The sequence below is a fragment of the Rossellomorea aquimaris genome (assembly GCF_020171925.1).
GTDB lineage: Bacteria > Bacillota > Bacilli > Bacillales > Bacillaceae_B > Rossellomorea > Rossellomorea aquimaris_F.
The window spans coordinates 960,819-976,796 of the sequence record NZ_JAIVAR010000001.1 but is presented as its reverse complement, the minus strand read 5'-3'; the positions used below and the strand labels follow the sequence as shown (position 1 = coordinate 976,796).

General features: G+C 42.6%; 19 protein-coding genes. 8 read left to right on the top strand and 11 right to left on the bottom strand.

Features of this window, described 5'->3' with window-relative positions:
• Positions 1 to 24: 24 nt before the first annotated feature.
• The gene (locus LCM10_RS05045; protein ID WP_224875077.1) at positions 25 to 897 is read right to left on the bottom strand and encodes an S-adenosyl-l-methionine hydroxide adenosyltransferase family protein; all 873 of its coding nucleotides are present in this window, start codon (positions 895 to 897) and stop codon (positions 25 to 27) included.
• An 873-nt stretch (positions 898 to 1,770) separates the two neighbouring features.
• Between LCM10_RS05045 and LCM10_RS05040 the strand changes: the two genes are divergently transcribed.
• Both LCM10_RS05040 and LCM10_RS05035 read left to right on the top strand, forming a co-directional pair.
• Entirely contained in the window at positions 1,771 to 2,961 is a 1,191-nt protein-coding gene (locus LCM10_RS05040; RefSeq protein ID WP_224875076.1) for an MFS transporter, read from the top strand.
• Positions 2,962 to 3,063: 102 nt separating this feature from the next.
• A complete protein-coding gene (locus LCM10_RS05035) occupies positions 3,064 to 3,636 on the top strand; it encodes a nucleotidyltransferase family protein (protein ID WP_224875075.1) in 573 nt (190 codons plus the stop codon).
• A gap of 50 nt (positions 3,637 to 3,686) precedes the next feature.
• Here LCM10_RS05035 and LCM10_RS05030 read toward each other — a convergent pair whose 3' ends face one another.
• The gene (locus tag LCM10_RS05030) at positions 3,687 to 4,292 is read right to left on the bottom strand and encodes a hypothetical protein (RefSeq protein WP_224875074.1); all 606 of its coding nucleotides are present in this window, start codon (positions 4,290 to 4,292) and stop codon (positions 3,687 to 3,689) included.
• A 179-nt stretch (positions 4,293 to 4,471) separates the two neighbouring features.
• On the opposite strand from LCM10_RS05030, the gene LCM10_RS05025 reads away from it, so the two are divergent.
• Positions 4,472 to 4,843 carry a VOC family protein gene (locus tag LCM10_RS05025; RefSeq protein ID WP_224875073.1) on the top strand — a complete coding sequence of 124 codons (372 nt, stop codon included), beginning with the start codon at positions 4,472 to 4,474 and terminating at the stop codon, positions 4,841 to 4,843.
• 239 nt (positions 4,844 to 5,082) lie between these two features.
• Here the strand turns inward: LCM10_RS05025 and LCM10_RS05020 are convergent, their stop codons facing one another.
• The gene (locus LCM10_RS05020; RefSeq protein WP_224875072.1) at positions 5,083 to 5,595 is read right to left on the bottom strand and encodes a nucleoside deaminase; all 513 of its coding nucleotides are present in this window, start codon (positions 5,593 to 5,595) and stop codon (positions 5,083 to 5,085) included.
• 190 nt (positions 5,596 to 5,785) lie between these two features.
• Positions 5,786 to 6,283 carry a DinB family protein gene (locus LCM10_RS05015; RefSeq protein ID WP_224875071.1) on the bottom strand — a complete coding sequence of 166 codons (498 nt, stop codon included), beginning with the start codon at positions 6,281 to 6,283 and terminating at the stop codon, positions 5,786 to 5,788.
• A gap of 171 nt (positions 6,284 to 6,454) precedes the next feature.
• Between LCM10_RS05015 and LCM10_RS05010 the strand changes: the two genes are divergently transcribed.
• Positions 6,455 to 6,835: a YkvA family protein gene (locus LCM10_RS05010; protein ID WP_224875070.1), complete on the top strand. Its 381-nt coding sequence runs from the start codon at positions 6,455 to 6,457 to the stop codon at positions 6,833 to 6,835.
• Positions 6,836 to 7,519: 684 nt separating this feature from the next.
• Here LCM10_RS05010 and LCM10_RS05005 read toward each other — a convergent pair.
• Positions 7,520 to 8,044, bottom strand: coding sequence for a hypothetical protein (locus tag LCM10_RS05005; protein ID WP_224875069.1), 525 nt, complete (start codon positions 8,042 to 8,044; stop codon positions 7,520 to 7,522).
• Positions 8,045 to 8,282: 238 nt separating this feature from the next.
• Between LCM10_RS05005 and LCM10_RS05000 the strand changes: the two genes are divergently transcribed.
• Positions 8,283 to 8,876 carry a GNAT family N-acetyltransferase gene (locus LCM10_RS05000; RefSeq protein ID WP_224875068.1) on the top strand — a complete coding sequence of 198 codons (594 nt, stop codon included), beginning with the start codon at positions 8,283 to 8,285 and terminating at the stop codon, positions 8,874 to 8,876.
• 409 nt (positions 8,877 to 9,285) lie between these two features.
• Here the strand turns inward: LCM10_RS05000 and LCM10_RS04995 are convergent, their stop codons facing one another.
• The 5 genes from LCM10_RS04995 to LCM10_RS04975 form a co-directional block, all read right to left on the bottom strand.
• A complete protein-coding gene (locus LCM10_RS04995; protein WP_224875067.1) occupies positions 9,286 to 9,798 on the bottom strand; it encodes a DinB family protein in 513 nt (170 codons plus the stop codon).
• A gap of 144 nt (positions 9,799 to 9,942) precedes the next feature.
• On the bottom strand, positions 9,943 to 10,338 hold the full coding sequence (locus LCM10_RS04990; protein WP_224875066.1) for a hypothetical protein: 396 nt from the start codon (positions 10,336 to 10,338) through the stop codon (positions 9,943 to 9,945).
• 95 nt (positions 10,339 to 10,433) lie between these two features.
• Complete coding sequence (locus LCM10_RS04985; RefSeq protein ID WP_224875065.1) at positions 10,434 to 11,066, bottom strand: VC0807 family protein; 633 nt, start codon at positions 11,064 to 11,066, stop codon at positions 10,434 to 10,436.
• A gap of 30 nt (positions 11,067 to 11,096) precedes the next feature.
• On the bottom strand, positions 11,097 to 11,936 hold the full coding sequence (locus LCM10_RS04980; protein WP_224875064.1) for an alpha/beta fold hydrolase: 840 nt from the start codon (positions 11,934 to 11,936) through the stop codon (positions 11,097 to 11,099).
• Between the two features lie 33 nt (positions 11,937 to 11,969).
• Positions 11,970 to 12,632, bottom strand: coding sequence for a hypothetical protein (locus tag LCM10_RS04975; RefSeq protein WP_224875063.1), 663 nt, complete (start codon positions 12,630 to 12,632; stop codon positions 11,970 to 11,972).
• 101 nt (positions 12,633 to 12,733) lie between these two features.
• Here LCM10_RS04975 and LCM10_RS04970 point away from each other — a divergent pair, with 101 nt between their 5' ends.
• The 3 genes from LCM10_RS04970 to LCM10_RS04960 all read left to right on the top strand — a co-directional run bounded on the left by LCM10_RS04970 (position 12,734) and on the right by LCM10_RS04960 (position 15,279).
• Positions 12,734 to 13,336: a hypothetical protein gene (locus tag LCM10_RS04970; RefSeq protein WP_224875062.1), complete on the top strand. Its 603-nt coding sequence runs from the start codon at positions 12,734 to 12,736 to the stop codon at positions 13,334 to 13,336.
• Positions 13,337 to 13,348: 12 nt separating this feature from the next.
• Positions 13,349 to 14,452, top strand: coding sequence for a DUF6946 family protein (locus tag LCM10_RS04965; protein WP_224875061.1), 1,104 nt, complete (start codon positions 13,349 to 13,351; stop codon positions 14,450 to 14,452).
• A gap of 152 nt (positions 14,453 to 14,604) precedes the next feature.
• Positions 14,605 to 15,279 carry a hypothetical protein gene (locus LCM10_RS04960; protein ID WP_224875060.1) on the top strand — a complete coding sequence of 225 codons (675 nt, stop codon included), beginning with the start codon at positions 14,605 to 14,607 and terminating at the stop codon, positions 15,277 to 15,279.
• A gap of 87 nt (positions 15,280 to 15,366) precedes the next feature.
• Here the strand turns inward: LCM10_RS04960 and LCM10_RS04955 are convergent, their stop codons facing one another.
• On the bottom strand, positions 15,367 to 15,924 hold the full coding sequence (locus tag LCM10_RS04955; RefSeq protein ID WP_224875059.1) for a hypothetical protein: 558 nt from the start codon (positions 15,922 to 15,924) through the stop codon (positions 15,367 to 15,369).
• Between the last annotated feature and the right edge of the window lie 54 nt (positions 15,925 to 15,978).

The window sequence follows — 15,978 nt, the reverse complement described above, 5'->3', positions numbered from 1 at the left end:
CTCATTCTTATTTTTCTATGACTTTCAATTGCCTTTTTGTTTAGTTAGTGGTCGATTCTTCATTTTCTTGAACGTGATCTTCCAGCCGGTGCCGCTGCCGATATGATAAGCGCCGGCGAAAGAACCTTGATTGATGGCGACCCCGAGATTATCGAGTGAATTGACGTACACAAGCGGTTCACCGATTAAGCTGTCAGCGAACGAACGGCCGAACGTCATGACACTGTGATAGATGACCCTGGATTGATTTTCAATCGTGACGTCAAGCAGGTCACCGTAATCGATTCCGTATTGGACAAATAAACCACGGCTCACATTCGTCCAAAGGTTGCCGAAGCGGACATCGAGGATTTCGATGATCCCTTCAACGCTTTCCTTTTCGATGGTTGCTTCCTTTAACGGAAGTTCCATAAGGGTTTCAATTGGAAGAGAAGGGCCGATTTCATTGAATGAAATGACACCGGCAGCAAGTCTTGCACCGGTATAAGCATAAATGTCGCGGCCGTGGAACGTATAAGACTCCCCGGAGTTCGGCAAGCGGTTCCGTGTTTCATCAATGATCCTTGCTTCAGTTAGCCCCTGATGCTTCGCGATATGAGTCAGGCTCCCGTTATCGGGTGTAATAATATAATGATTGCTGGCCGTTTTCACGGCGATGCTCTTCCTGTCGGATCCGACACCTGGGTCGACGACGGATACAAACACGGTTTCCTCAGGCCAGTACGAGACGGTCTGAAGCAAGCGGTAGGACCCTTCCCAAATGTTGTACTGAGGGATATCGTGGGTAAGGTCGAAAATTTTCAAAGAAGCATCCACACCATTTGCCACTCCGTACATGGCACACACTGCACCATCACTGATTCCGAAATCTGATTGAAGCACCAACGCCTTGCTCATCCAATCCCTCCTTAAACGTGTTTTGCAAGTGGTAATTCCCCTATTAAACTAAAAAACATCACACCCCCATCTAGTTTTGATAAGGACGTGATGTTATCATACGGAACCATCTTTTTTTGCCGGCTGCTTAAACAGCCTGACTTCTAGAAGTGCAAATCTTTCTTGTTATGACCAATCCTACTTATATCCTTCATCACCATTTAAGATACAATATTCAAAATAGCGAATCGATATTACATTATTTGTGAGGGAGGCACAAGAATTTTTCGATTGTAGTAGATGAGTAGTATGGCGGATAGGGCGAGGGGTATGGAAGAGGGTTCAGTGTTCGATTTGATAATATATTTGGATTTTTGATAAAAAAAGTTTGGTTTTTGATAATATATCCTGATTTTTGATAAAAAGATGTCCAGTTTTGATAATAAGTAAGCAAAGAAGGTTAATTAAGAGGGGAAGTGGCCAAGATTAAGGGCTCGATTCCACGTATTTGGCCAAAAACGATGTTGAATTTCACTTTTATAAGTGATTTTCATAATAATTGAGCTCGTTATGAGAGTTTTCTACCAAAAGAAAGCGACTTCAAATCCACCCTTGCCTCAAATTCCCAATAGACTTATAATAAAATAGAATTCTTAAACAAAAAGGAGGGGAGATCATGCATTCGTTCACGTTCGTCATCAAAGCAGAGAAGAAATTTCTTATGTTGATGATGACGATTTTTGGAATTTCAGCCGTCAAGGGGACAGGTCTGTCCCTTTTCAGCTGAATTCCATAGATGTGAACACGAGTATGATTTCCTGGATATAGCGAGAGCCGCAGGGGATGATGCCCTGCGGCTTTTTTGACTTTTTGTTTGAGAGAGGACGACATAGGATGAAGACAAAAAACAATATACATTTGCTTTATTTTTATTTATTCTTTGCACAGCTATTCTTTGACCGGGCACTGTGGGTCATTTACCTTGGCGACCGAGGCATGACGCTCGGTGAGATCGGGATTTTGGAGGCGCTCCTTCATTTGGGGATCGTCCTTTTTGAAGTGCCGACGGGGATGATTGCTGATTTGTACGGACGCAAAATCAGTTTAATTATTGGGAATATATTCAGCCTGCTGTATGCGCTGTTGATGCTTGTAAGCGGGACATTTTCCCTGTTCACGCTGGCGTTTCTGTCGATGGGACTGATGGTCACGTTCCATTCGGGGGCCGAGCAGGCATTTGCGTATGACACCTTGAAAAATGTAAATCGTGAGAAGGACTACACGAGGGTGATCGGGAGCATGACGGCGATTTCGTTGTTGTCCCTGAGCCTCGCGAAATTCATCGGTGGCTTCATGGCGGAGGTGAGCTGGGAGTGGGTATATGGGGCGACAATCGTCACCCACGTCATGGCCGTCATCCCTCTGCTGTTCATGAAGGAGCCTCCACGCGAGAAGACGGAAAGCATCGGCGGACGCTGGTACAATCAGTGGGTGCACCAATTCAAACTAGGGATCAACGTTTGGAAAAACAACCCGGTCATCCACCGGCCGGTCGTGCTGTTCATCCTGGCGAGTGCGGTGATGGTGATCATCGTGTTCTACGGACAGGAGTACTTCATTCAACTGGGCTACTCATCCGTCGTCGTCGGTGCGGTGTTCACGATTGAAGGACTCCTCGGCGTCGTGATGGCGAAGATCGCCTACAAGGTGGAGGAACGGTTGGAATTTTTCAACATCCTTTATTATGGTCTTGGACTATTTCTCTTGTTCTTCATCCTGTTCATCTTCGCTACGGACTGGGCGATCCTGCTGTCGTTCCTGTTCCTGGCTCAGTTGTTGAGCTTGTTCGAACCGATCTTCAGCTCGTTCGTGCAGCGATTCCTGGATAGCAATATCCGTTCCACGTTCCTGTCTTTGATCGGGCTGATGGAGAGTTTCGTGATCATGATCAGCTTCCCGCTCTTTGGATATGCGAGTGAGCGGAGCGGGTTTACCGATGGATTTGCTGGATTGCTGATTATTTTTACCGTGTTGGCTGGTGGATATCTGCTGGTTGGCCGGATGAGGGCAAATAGGAAAATATGAGTTAAGGAGCTGCCTTTCACTAGTGTGAGAGGCGGCTTTTTTTCTGAACGTATGTTATGATGGGAATGTATGTTCTGTTTAAAGGGAAGGGAGCGGATGATCATGTTGAAAACAGAAGAAGACATCCTATCGTTGATCGAACAGGATGATGAAATGATGGAAATCCTGAAAGCAGCAAAGAAATTGGATTTACCCGACTGGTGGATCTGCGCTGGGTTCGTCCGGTCGAAAATCTGGGATGCCCTGCACGGGTTCGATGAGCGCACACAGACCCCGGATGTTGACGTGATCTATTTTGATGTCACACGATTGGATGAAGTTTTCGAAAAGGAATGTGAGAATGAATTGAGACGCATGATGCCCGCTATACCGTGGTCGGTGAAAAACGAAGCGAGGATGCATGTGATCAACCACATCCCGCCATACACGTCTTCCGTTGATGCCATTTCAAAATTTCCTGAAACGGCTACGGCACTTGGAGTGAAGCTGGACAAGAGGAATCGGTTGGTCCTGGCCGCGCCATGTGGAGTGGAGGATGTATTGAATCTTCAGCTGAAACCGACGGCCTATTTTAGGGAGACAGCAGAACGGGCTGCGATCTACGAGGAACGGATCCGGAAGAAGGGGTGGAAGGGGATTTGGGATAAAATCACGGTTCACCATATTGTTCGGTAACATTAAAACAGCTCACCGGCCTTTTATGCCGGGAGCTGTTTCGTAAACCGTTACTTCAATTGGAGCTCCACTTCATACTCCTTCATTTCCGATTCAAAGTCATCCTCCGGCCCTTGATGGCCACTGAATTCAAGCTTGATCCATTCGATCTCTTCCGCGTGTCCCCTCTCAAGGTACCAGATGATATTGCCTTCCTTGATCACGCCTTTGTCGATTTCACCGCCGATGTTATCGGACACCCACATGTCCGGCATATCGATCTGTTCACCGGTACTGGTGACGAGCACCGCTTGATCGGGATAGAAAGTGAATTTGCCATCGGTTGTGTTTTCCATTTTGAACTTCACGCCGACGGCCGATGCCTTCGCATTTTCGTCTTCCATGGTAGGAGCTCGATCCGACACGACGGCTTTTTGAATTTCCATCTTCAAGCCATTGTAATCCTCCGACCACGTAGCGTCATTGTAGTACGTCCAGATGTCTTCTTCTTTTGCTTCTTCTTTCGGTTTTTCTTCTGTACCTGCATCACTGCCGGTCTTTGCTTCCGCTTTTTCCCCATCGTTTTGATCGAGTTCCTCCAATGCCGAATCGCTGCCACAAGCTGCAAGCATCAGTACCATGAACCCTGTGATCAACACATAAACCATTTTCTTCATGAAAAATTCCTCCCTATGATTTAATTGGATTGGAAATGAAACGTCATTTCCTTATAATGACAGTGTAATGGATGGCCTCGTTGAATTTTTGATTAGGGTGGAGGTTCTATTTTTGTTATGGAAATTATTTACTTTCATGATATTATTAAACTAACAAACTAATCAAAGGGGAGAAGGATATGAGTCAATCATTCATTGAACAAGTACATTACATAAGGATTCCTGTAAAAGATTTAGCGTTGTCTGCACAGTGGTATGGGGATGTTTTGGGGTTGCAGGTAGTGAATAAGACCGAGGAGCTTGCGGTGATCAAAGTAAATGAAGGACCTTTCCTACTGATCTTGGTTCCGACGGAAGACGAAACATTCGCGCATTTTACGGTTGATAACGAACAAGAATTCAGCATTGGCTTTACAAGTCCGGAGTTACTTAAATTTCATCAACATTTGAAGGATCAACAAGTAAAGGTCGATGAGATACAAGAAGATAACGGCCATGCGTTTTTCCATTTTTATGATCCGAGTGGGAATAAGCTTCAGGTGCATTGGTAAGTTACACTTTCGTTTGCGGAGTCATCTGGGGAAGATATAAAGTCGTTCCATTTGGGAATGGCTTTTTTTTTACCTTGGGCTAAAATTTGTGAAGGTGTGCAAGTTGTAGAATGGGGTAGTGGGTGTGCGGAGTCTGGACCGTTGGGAAGGGTAATCTTGGCTTGGAGCTTGATAAAGGACCGTGTTGATTTTATACAAAAGAAAGAGACCCTACCATGGAGCCCCTTATTCATTTAAGCTCATTCTTGAATAACCGCTTTTCGTAGATTTGTAACGTGATTAGAATTTGATGACCATCGAATCATCAGTTCCTTTTGTTTCTCTTTCAGATCGTCGAAAGGTTCTTCAACTACGTCAACCTCGCTGAATTTCCTATCAAATACGTTTGTACCTTGTATTTTTTTATACCCACCGAAACCCATATCATCGTTAAGTAACCAGACGACTCTCTTGATATTGGCAAATAATATTCCGCCGGTGCACATCGGACAAGGCTCCAATGTGGTGTAAATCGTAAACTTTTCACGGTTAACTTTTGCATGAAAAATTGATTTGCCTGCATTTCGGATGGCATCAATTTCAGCATGAGCTGTTGCATCTTGTTGAGTATGTACCCTGTTCCGACCTTTGGCAATGATTTGATCGTTCTCATCCACTATAACTGCTCCGACGGGGTATGTATTCTCGTCCAATGCTATTGCTGCTTCTTCCAAGGCTAACTCCAAATAATATCTATCTCGATCAATGTTCATCAGTCACGACCTCTCTAGAGACAATGGTTTGTTTGAAAATGGAAAATATTGATAACCCCAGTTTATCATAGGTAGTTTCTGTTGAGAACAGGTAGCTTTATCAGCGTAAGTGGGGCTGTCCCCGTTCGTGTAACGTTTACTACACTCTATAAAAAAACAACCGGCAGCTGCCGGCTGTTTTTTCACATATTTAGCTATTCTGGGCATTCATTGCTTCCATTTCTTCCTTACTCGGACCATAGACGCCAGGAACCTTCAAATCAGCCTGTCTCATCAGTACCGTCAGCTGTCCACGGTGGTGGGCCTGATGTTGAATGAGCAAGCGGAGGACAGATTGAACCGTCATCTCCATGCCGAAAAGGTTCACTTTTTCATTCATCTTCTCATCTGAAACCTGTTCCGTTACTGCCTCTTTCAAGCGATCGCTCACCAATTTGTATGTATCACTGATTTCTGCAGCAGATGTTGGTGCCGCTTTGCGAAGATCAGGCACCTCGAAGGTGATTCCAACCTGAGCAGGGAAGTAATAAGTGGCACCTGTGATATGCCAGGCAACGCTTCCGATGCTGTACAAATCTTGCGCAACTTCCTGTGTCAACGACTCATCTGTCAGTGCATTGAAGACCTTTTGGGTAACGGCTGCTTCTTGATCCCATTCTCTTAGGAAATCATTTACGGATGTGAACATGGTCATTTCCTCCTTCATTATAAAAGAACTGTTACTCCCCATTATTGTATCATGCTTTCCTGTTGATTAAGTAGCAAAGAGACCTGATGCGTTCCTGGGGGAGCGCTCCACTTGTACCGTAAAGGATTTGAACATGCTATAGTTAGTGAAAAAGGTAGAGGTGAGTCTTCTATGGGGAAACTGACAGCTTGGGCGAAAAAGCTGAAACGACAAATATTTGTTCTTTATTTTGCATATAAAGATGAACGTGTTCCTTGGTACGCAAAATTGTTTACGGCGTGTGTCGTCGCGTATGCGTTCAGTCCAATTGACTTGATTCCTGACTTCATTCCAGTGCTTGGGTATCTGGACGATGTAATCATTGTGCCGGTCGGGATCATGCTGGCATTGAGGATGATTCCACGTGAAGTGATTGTAGAATGTGAGGATAGGGCGGAAGAGATGTTGAAGGGGGGCAAGCCGAAGAATTGGGTCGTGGGTGCGCTGGTGATTTTGTTATGGAGTGTTTTGGTTTGTTGGGTGTTGGTGAAGGGGTACGAGTTGGTGTTCTGAGTGTATCGGTTTAGGGGATGAGTTTGGTTGGGGCTCGAACCCTATTTTGGGTTTTGATAATATAATTGGATTTTTGATAAAAAAAGTGCTGGTTTTGATAATAAATCCTGATCTTTGATAATAAGATGGCCGGTTTTGATAATAAGTAGGGGACGCAGACCTGTATAAGGGTGCTGAGTGGCTGTATTCCGTTTGTTCAGCACGTTTTTAGTCAAGAACCAAGCGTTTTTAAGTTAAAAAATGCATTTTACTAACTTTTAAGGTGTTTTTTCACACATAAAATGTGCAAGTCCGAGTTCCATCTCAATAAAAAAGGAGAAACCACCTCACATTAGTGGTCTCTCCTTTTCACATTTACCCTGTCTTAACCGCAGACTCTTCAGGTACCTGCTCCACTTTTTAATAAAGAACGAGAGTACGAGACGGATGACGCCGATGATCATGATAGCGAAATAGGTGTCGCCGATTCTTGGCTGGAGGCTTCCATGATCAGTGGGCCTTCGACTGTCCTGGGGGTCCGCCTGTCTTCATGCTCTGCAGGTGATCTATCGTCTGGTTGGTCATGATGGTCATGATCAGGGGGTGCCGATTGCACCCGCGACTTGTCTTGCCGTGTTGGATATGGCTGCTTAACTAAGAGTTTTTAATAGTAATCTCTACATTTATATTTGTAAAAAACGACAATCACTTTTTCCTTTCTTTCATCGTAACATTCTCTCTTCGTACCGCCTCGATCATTTCTTTCACCACTTCATCATGAGAGTCGCTGCCCCTTTTAGGAAGAAAGAACATAAGGGGATTAAGACTTCTTCCCTTATAAAAGAGATAATTGTTCGGTGTGGACACGACGATGAATGCATCGGTGATTGGAACCCTTTTCTGATCTTCACCAAGAACAAAGTCACCCTTTTCCTTATCAACTCCTACAAGCAGGTGGGTTGCACCACTTTTCGTGAATTTCCAATACAATTTTGTTCCGATGATCTTTTCAAGTAGTTTCATGAGCAAGTGGGCAAGGATGAGGAAGATACCCGCTGCGATCATCATGTCTATGAATGATTCTTTGTTGAGTTGATGGAGTTGAGCGGCTGTTTCTGCTACTTTTACGTTTGCAGGCCTACTTAATCGTAGGTAATTTATGAAGTACACAATCGGAACGGAGATCATCACAAACCAATAGGCGATTCTGAAAGCTGATAGATTTCTCATAACCTCCATACAATCTTTTAAAGTCACTTGAATTTTGGTTTGAGCTATGTTGTTATTCACTTTACTTTCCTCCAATCTATCCTATCAAAATCATAGCATAGTGTTCGGATGATTTCTGTTCACATCGGTATGCTTTATGATTTTTATTTAGATAAGAGGATAGTAGAATGTATAAATAGAATATAGGTAGATAATGAGAATCATTTAGACGTTTCAACATACAAGCGGAGGTGAAGGGATGATTCATTATAAAGGGTCACCCATGTTAGAAACAAAAAGGCTTTTCCTAAGAAAAATGGAAATGAATGATGCAGATCGAATGTTTGATTACATATTCTCCGATACACGCGTCATGGATCATCTAATCAAAGGCCCACATCAATCGATTTCCGAGACGAAAGCTCGACTGACTGAAATCACGCAGCAATATGAGAGCGATACGTTTTGTTATTGGGGGATGGTCCTGAAAGAAAGCGGTGAATTAATCGGAACGATCGACCTATTCAATTTCGATGATGACACTGAGAATTGTGAGGTTGGATACGACATTGGCTATCAATGGTGGAACCAGGGATACGGAACAGAAGCATTACAGGCAATCGTTGAGTTTGCGTTTCGTATGATGAACATTCATAAGATCTCTGCAACTCATGGGATGGATAATCCTGCTTCTGGCAAGCTGATGGAAAAGGTAGGGATGAAGCGAGAAGGGATCATTAGACATATGATTCGGAAAGATGGCCAATATAAGGATTGTGGCATTTATGGGATTCTGCAAGAGGAATATGTTGAAAGGAACGCTGGGTCATACATCGTAAATGATTTGAGTTAGAGATTTTTTTTGAAGTGTTTGGTTTAGAGATAGCTCGTTACACTCAGTAATAAGGGTAGAGGGCGAAAATCGATAATAAAAAGGAGATATCGATAAGAACCGGAATCATTTGACTATAAAAAAAGAAAGTTGATAAAAGAGTCGCCCTACATTTCCAGAATTGATAATAAATCGTTCATTTTCGATAATAAATCGTTCGATCTCGATAATAAACGTAAAGATTTCGATAATAAAGGGGGTGGTGAGTGGTTTTAGATCATGGATTTTGCCTTATTTGGTTTAAAACCATTAGAAATTACCGGCTTGCTTCTTGAATCAGTTTGAAAAAAAGCTACTATCAATCGAAAAGATAAAAAAACAGCCATTTTTATTCGAAACGGCTGTTTTAGATCCTTACATCGAAACACCTTCAACGATGCGACAACATCTTCCTAATCATTCGAATTTGCCCTCTATGATTAATCTCGTCTTCAAATACGTGGAACCAGATGAAATAGTGATTCGATGGGTGGTTATCCCATCGTCTATCTTCATACAACCAATCATCATTCAGAGTAGCAAATTCCTTCAAGGTCCTGCTTCGAACTTCTTCTAGTTTGCCAAGATAGAATTCTAATGGAAATCCTTTGATGTGAGCCCTTCCTTTATCTCCAAGGCTGTAGGGTGCACCCCATTCTTCCATCTCTTGTACATTTGGTCGCCTGCCGTCAAAGATCTCGATTTGAAACCCCTTTTCAACAGCGGCCATATGGTATAACAGCGCGCCGATACTGTTCCCGTCCTTACTAGGTAAATAATCTAATTCGGCCGTGGTTAATCCATTTACTGCTTCTAACGTCGTTTGTCTGGCGTAGTTCATTTGTGAGACTAGATGTCCCAGTTGAGGACTGAATCCCCTTAATGTTTCTATTTTATATTCCATGAAAGTTGCACCTCATTTGCTGAAGAATCTGATCATCTTTTAATAAAAAACAGCCTCATTTTCATAGAGCCAGTTCCGTTTCGGAGAACAAAATTGAAAATTGGCCATTATGGTCTGGATTTAACCCGGTAATAACAGCACTGTTCATTCAACCACTTTAAATTCATCCCCATTCTCGTTAACCACCGTCAGCTCGCCCTTAATCTCATCAATCCCTATTAGAATATAAGGGTTCGCTTCATCTGAGTTCTGACTTATTTCCTCAACTGATATGGTTGTATTGTTTTCAGAAACGTCTGCCTCTACAAACTTCAAGGCTTTATCGATTGATCCAGATGAAACCACGACCATCTTACTTCCTTCGGAGATTGTAAACACCCGATATCCCCGGAGATCCGCTTCGTTAGTCTGTAGTTGTTCTACATAATTCTTCACACTGCTAACTTCGGATAGCCGATCCTTCTCCAACACCCAAGTATGACTAGTAATACTGCAAGCACTCAACAGGAGCATAAGAATCAGTAAAAATACGTTCTTCATCTTTTATCATCCACCTTTTTCTATTTGTAAAATGGTTATGTAGTGAGTACCTATGGTAGTGGGGAGTTGGACTATGAGTGAAAAAGATTCGTGCATCAGTTTTTTAAGTCCTGGTCATGCCCCCGATTTTCACTCAGGATCTTAGAAATATAAATAAATCCATAAATCGTCACTCCAGTAAGTGTCCAGCTCAAGATCTGCCTTAGGATCAACCCTTTATCAAACGCCTCAACTCCGTATTCGGAAATGAGCCACACTTTGATCGAGGCCAGTAGGATGTCTCTGAAGGCGAAACCGAATGTGATGAGTTTGAATAGGTTCAGGATCCTTTTTTGATAAAAGATGGTTCGCATTTCTTTTCGGTCGTAGCCTTGCATTTCAACGAAGTCCAGGGCAAAGAATAACGTGATAGGTCGGTTGAAAAGGATGGTCAGAATGAAAAATAAGCCGATTCCGTAAGAGTAATAGACATTATTCCATAATAGATTCAGAGCGGAACCGGATAGGACATCGACCAAGGTGCCGGCAAGCAGGGTGCCGATCATGAAGAGGCCGAAGAGGTTGACCTTCTTCAATAGAATGAACCGGATCACACTGTAGATGATTCCCGGTACCGAAGACAGTAGCATCGCATAGTAATCCCCGATATAATCACGGCTGATATTCCAGATGACGATGGGGAAGATGAGGTAAAAGATGATGTCGCCGAGGACGATGTTTTTTTGCATGTTAGTTCTCCTTTAAGTAAGTATAGTGTGTTAAACGTGAACGGCAGTTTTTTGGAAAAATGCACGAGTCAGCCGCGCCATGGCCTCCGGCTGTTCGAGGATCGTCCAGTGTCCGCTTTCCTTAACTTCCACCACTTCAGCGTGGGGGAGATGGTTCAAAAATTCATTCTTCATATGATGAGGTGAGAGGATGTCATGTGAGCCTTGGGCAATCATGATCGGGATCCTGCTTAACGTGTTCACATGGGGAAGGAGGTTATATGATGCTTCGATATCCTTCGAGATTTTGTTAAGGACCACATCATTGAAGGGAATGGGCTTTTTCTTTGATAACGTGCCTTGAGAGTAGACATAGTAAGGGTCCAACAGGGTTTGGAACTGGTTGGTGCGATTGATACCCAACGTATGTAGTAGGCCGTTTGTATAGAAACTTACTTTCTTAAAGACACCGAGCTTGTTTAACAGTTCTGTTTTAAACGAAGCATATGCTTCGTTCGTCAGGCCGATGGCAGCGGTCAGCAGGAGTCTGCTAACATGATTTGGGTATGTGGCTGCATACGAGAGTGCCAGCATACTGCCCCATGACTCTCCGAAAAGCTGGAAGTAATCGAGACATAAAGCTCTTCTCAAAGCTTCGAGGGTCTCGACTTCATCCTTGATGGAATACTCGCCGCTTTCAACTTGTTCCGACCTCCCGCATCCACTTTGATCATAGAGGATGACGGTGTAATGATTAGCGAGCCTCTCCGCGAAAGGAAGGAAAAATTCATGGCTGCCACCGGGTCCGCCGTGGAGGAACACAATCGGGTCGCCGGTTCCGAAACTTTTCACATAGATTGATTTACCGTTTAGGGTTAGGTGTTTTTCCACTGTAACCATCCTTTCATTAACTACAAACCTCAGCTACTCCCAACTCCCCGCATAATCTTCCCTCACCCAATACGTAAGGGTCCCATCCGTATTGACTTTGTATCTTAAATCCGCTTTCTGTAGCCCCTCAATCATCAAGGGCTGCAGCTGACTCAGTTTCATATTGCTTTCTTGTATGTAGGTGGACAATATTTCAGGGTGATACGTTTTTGAGAGCGATGAAGAAACGAGATAGTCGACGGCAGCCTGCTTGATGACGTAGAGTTCCATCGTTTTCTTGTGGAGTTCGTTGAAATCGCGCGGCGGCTCTAGGTCCATAAGGTTCAGGTAGTTTTGTTGCAACATGAGGTCGGTCTCGTTGATGTCCAGGGTGAGTCCAGTCAGGTTGCCGTTTGCTTCATTTACTTTTGTGATCAATTGCTTGAAGCTTTGGTCGCTTGAACTGAAATATTGTTCCCGTTCCTGCAGGTAGCTTCTTATTTGTTGGTCATGATGAATGGTCAGTTCATTGTAAATCTTCATCGGCAGGCCGCTTGCAAAGAGGGCGAGTAAGATGAAACCGATGGCTCCCCACGACCACTTTTGAGGTGCCTTCCTTTTTCGGACGGGCCTGTAGATGTCGTCATAGGAGGGATCTCTTTGTTGATTAAGTAAGATCATTTGTTTCCTGAAATTCTTTTGAGCAGGTGTTGCCATTTCGTTCCCTCGATTCATTCTTTTTCTAGTAAAATACCCCTTTTATGTTACCATATTATTACAAGTTAATGACCTATAAATTTGGTAACGGGGAGTAAAATATGAATCATTTCAATCTCATGCAATTTTTTGAAGGGTATGTGCGGAATTATAGAAGGTTGAATTTATCCGTCAATCACAATGTATCGATGTTCACGAACAGGGAGATCGACTATTTTGCCAGTTTAGGAGAGATGCTTGGCTACGAGGTGTTTATCGAAGATCGTAAAATGGATTATGCGATGGGGCGGTCCCGTCCGATGGATTTGTCGTGGTGGAAGTGGGATAAGAGGGTCAGTGAGGTTGAATATGTATCGTTGGATCTCCACCTGGAAAGGGAAAGTCAGTGGGGGAAAGACGTTGAGACAATTGAGAAGTTGTTTTCGGAGACCGATGAGGGATGTCTACCTAAACATGTAATCGGTATACAATACATAGAATCACAAGAACGAATGGAGTTTTTAAACAAGCTGGTCGTGGAGAAGAATCGTCTTCAGCAATCGCATGTGTTGATGGTTTACAGGTATGAGGATCCTGGTACGGGAATGCAGAAAGTGAGTGCATGCTGGTTTACGCCAGATGGGAAGAGAGAAGAGCGGCATGCGTTTTGTAAAGTGGATGAGTCTGGGTATTGGTTTATGTGTTTTGAGGAGGAAATCAATTAAGGAGGAGTAGAAGTGGGTAACTATTTTGTTCCATCAAAAGGTGTAGATTCTTGGAGAGAGTTAGTAGCCGATCCTACAAAACAATGGAAACCCCATTATTCAGCATATGAGTTAGCGAAGTGTTGGGAGGAAGCTGAAAACATTCCGGCAAATGTGAAAAGTGTGTTGGAGAATAGTCATAACTCAATATTTAATGAGTTGGAGATACTTTATGGCTTTCCTGAATATAAAGTCAAGATTCCGGGAGGCGGCGGGTCTTCCCAGAATGATTTATACTTACTTGCAAAGTCTGGTGCCGAATTGCTGACGATTATGGTTGAAGGAAAGGCATCAGAGCCTTTTGGAAAAGAAGTAAGGGCTTGGATAGGTCAAAACCCAAGTGAAGGAAAAAAAGAAAGACTAAAGTCATTATTGGAATTGCTGAATCTAAATGAAGAAGATGCATTAGATAAGAGATATCAATTATTTCATAGAACGGCTTCGGCCATGCTAGAAGCTAAAAAAGTAAACGCCAAACATGCTCTGGTTTTAATCCACTCTTTTAGTGCAGATGCGAAATGGTTTCAGGATTATCAATCTTTCGTCGAGATGTTTGGTATCACACCAGAAAAAGAAACAGTCGTCGGACCTGTAATGCAAAGCGGAGTAAATTTATATTTTGGATGGGTCACAGAGAGATTACCGGAAAAAACCAAAAAATATTTTTACAGCTTGTTTAAAACAGACAAAGCCAAAAGGCTCGCTGAAGAAATCGATGATTACCTTTACAATGGTAGTCCCTATAAATACGAAGTAGAAGACTACCATGATCGTGAAAACAATGGGGTCAGAACGGATTGTATCGGATATATAAGTAAAAAGGGTTCATACAAATTTGCAACCACCACTTCTAAAAGGGGAACATGTTTTGTCCTGCATTTAGGGAAAAAGCTCCATACACACACCGCAAAAACGATGCAGAGAGAACTTGATGAGTTGCTTGGTCACGCATTTGAAGACTCCCATTCTGGAAGGCCAACTCCTGGTGAAGTTTACATTAAGTTGGAGTGGGTTGATTCTTTAGAACAGATAAAGAGATTTATTGATGAGGCTTATAAACTGCGTATTAAAAAGTAGTATTCTTACTTCATAATGATTAGAGCTGGTACTTCACTACTGAGAGTGATTTCAGCTCCTTTAATTTGCGATATTTGGGGTCTAACCTAGAACATCCAGAAATCACCTTATATTAGATCTCCCATGAGGGAACAGTAAAATGAGGTGGTTTTATGAGTTCGTTTATTGGATTAACGTTAGCAGCTCTTCTCTGGATTCAGCCCATAATAGCAGGAGCAGAGATAAAAGGATATGAACGTGTAAGTGGGAACGATGAAGAAAATATTAGCTTGTATGCTAAAAAGATGGATGATTTATATAGGGACTTCAAAATTGATATCAAAGGAGTAATGTATTCACAACCTTTTTGGGCTAGCGTTACGAATCCTTCATATGCGCCACAAATCATTTGCAAAGACATAAACAATGATCATAAAAGAGAGCTAATCATAGTCTTAACTAAAGGATACGGAACGGGTGTATTATGGGAGGATGTGCATGTTTTTGATACAAGTACAACATCTTTAAACGAAGTGATTGTTGATCATCCTTTAGCCATCATACATAAAAATGTAAAAACGAAGTTAACGCCTAAAGAAGCAAACGTCATTGTAGGTGACAAAAGCTACTCAGTCGATATCACACCTTTAAAAATCAAACAACAGAACTTGTTCGATCATGTGAGTTTCGGAAGTACTATTGACTATGAAGTAAAAGACAATCAACTAACCGTTAATGTGGGTGGACAAATATCTCCTGCCAGTTCAATTGGAAGTATCGTTATAAACTATGAATACCGGGATGATATGTATCAAGCAAAATCGATTGAATTTGAACCTTATCAATAAGAATGCGTAATGGGTGAAGGATTAACGCGCCGGGGGGCAGACCCTGAACATCTGTTGAAGAGAGCTTGGTTATCCAAGCTCCTTTTGTTATGAACTTAACGACCACTTCTCAAACGATTCAGCTATTTTAACAATTTCCTCAACCGTTAAACGTTGATCTTCATCTTCAGTTGTAATCGCCATATCGAGAAAGACACCATCTTGATCCCAAGTGAAAAATTGGGTGTTTTGATGAACACGATAAAAACCTTCAAGATCATCACCGAACTTAACAATCTTATCGTATTTAATATGGTCCTGATCCAAATCCTTCACAATAAAGAGCACAAGTTCTCTAGTAGGTTCATCATTAGAGTGATAGAGAATTTTTGGTCGTAAATAGTCTAGGTTATCTTTGTCAACATACACAATTTCATTATCTTTCACTTCGCGTTTTCCACTGTAAATCTCCTCATATTCAACATCGTGGACGTTAAAAGGAGCGTATGTTGGGAGTAAAATAGTTCTGTCATCAAACTTATTTAACTCTTCGATTTCCTTTATCTCTTTCTCTGCTAGAAATGTTTGGGTACTTGAATGCCATACCCATAACGCAATGCCGACTCCTATAACCGATACTAGTGCAATTCCTATGATCTTCTTCAACGTACCCCTCCTTATAAGATGTAGAAATATGCTTGATCCAGTCATCCCCCCGCT